At 34.6% G+C, this 1,504-nt stretch carries 2 protein-coding genes; both read right to left on the bottom strand.

The window, feature by feature from the left end; translation table 11 throughout:
• Positions 1-41 precede the first annotated feature (41 nt).
• Positions 42-992, bottom strand: coding sequence for a PhoH family protein (locus tag FPG59_RS15970; protein WP_086455520.1), 951 nt, complete (start codon positions 990-992; stop codon positions 42-44).
• Positions 993-1,013: 21 nt separating this feature from the next.
• Positions 1,014-1,504: hypothetical protein (locus FPG59_RS16800; RefSeq protein WP_086455519.1), on the bottom strand; the 491-nt coding region annotated here is incomplete at its 5' end.

The raw sequence follows: 1,504 nt of genomic DNA, 5'->3' as shown, positions 1-1,504 counted from the left end.
GCATTGTATTGCGATCCCCGATTTCAATATTAAATTCAGTTTTAGTCGTTATTTTCAATCATTTTGTAAGCATCGATAACTTTCTTAACCAGTCTATGACGTACAATATCTTTATCATCCAGGTAAATAATTCCTATTCCATCAATATCTTTTAAAACCAATAAAGCTTCTTTTAGTCCAGATATGGTTCGCCTTGGTAAATCTACCTGACCCGGATCACCTGTAATCATAAACTTAGCACTTTTACCCATACGCGTTAAGAACATTTTCATTTGGGAATGAGTCGTGTTTTGAGCTTCATCTAAGATTACAAAAGCATTATCCAGTGTTCTACCCCTCATGAAAGCAAGTGGAGCAATTTGAATAATGCCTTTTAAAATATAATCTTCTAATTTTTCATTAGGCAACATGTCTCGTAGCGCATCATACAATGGCTGCATGTATGGATCCAGTTTTTCTTTCATATCGCCGGGTAAGAAACCTAGATTTTCTCCAGCTTCAACTGCAGGTCTAGTCAAAATAATTCTTTTAACCTGTTTTTCTTTCAATGCTTTCACAGCCATAGCAACACCGGTATATGTTTTCCCAGTTCCTGCTGGACCTACTGCAAATACCATATCGTTTTTTTCAAGCGTATCAACAAGCAATTGCTGGTTAGGAGTCATGGCTTTAATTATTTTGCCCCCCACACCATGTACTAAAATTTTATCACTCCCTTGAAATTTACGATCTTCTTGTGCATCTCCCATAATAACTCTTTCAATAACATTATTATCTATGTTGTTGTAACGCGTAAAATGAAGCATCAATCGTTGAAATCGTTTTTCAAATTCGTCTAAAACTTCTTTTTCACCAAAAGCCTTGAGTGTAGTTCCTCTTGCAACGATTTTTAATTTTGGATAATATTTTTTTATGGATTCAAGATGAGTGTCTTGAGCGCCCCAAAAGTCTTTTGGAGCGATGTCTATGAGCTCAATTATTCTTTCGTTCAAGTGGTTGTATGTTTAGTTGTTTTATTTTAAAGTTAATCGAAGTCCTACACCGTTTGAATTGGTTATCAAATCTACTTTGGTGCTTTCAAACTGCTTGTTACCTATAGCGTTCTGATTGTTATATTCAGTCACTACATTTTTAATTTTCTTTGAGAAACCTATTTTGACAGGAATAGCAATTATAATTGCTGCAACGCCAATATAAGTTAGTAAAGATGGATAACTGTTTTTCTCATCTTTAAGAGCATACTGCCCACCTCCAATAGGTGTTTGGGATATTCCAGAAGCAGTAACTCCCTTAACTAAATCAGCAGTCAGAAATCCAAGTCCACCAATAAGCAATATGTTTCCAGCTGTTTTTTTAGATCTGCCATCATTGTAATCTGCAAGTAGTTGTTGATTCCCTTTTAATATTTCCCTAACTTGATTAGGTGTTATTTTTTGGTTTTCAGAATCTAAAATATTTCCATTAGACTTGTACACTAATTTTTGAGAATGCAATTGTATACTAC

This window comes from Flavobacterium sp. FPG59 (genome assembly GCF_002150205.1).
Classification (GTDB): Bacteria; Bacteroidota; Bacteroidia; order Flavobacteriales; family Flavobacteriaceae; genus Flavobacterium.
Note: the sequence above shows the minus strand (reverse complement) of the source record. Positions and strands in the feature narration are given on the sequence as shown.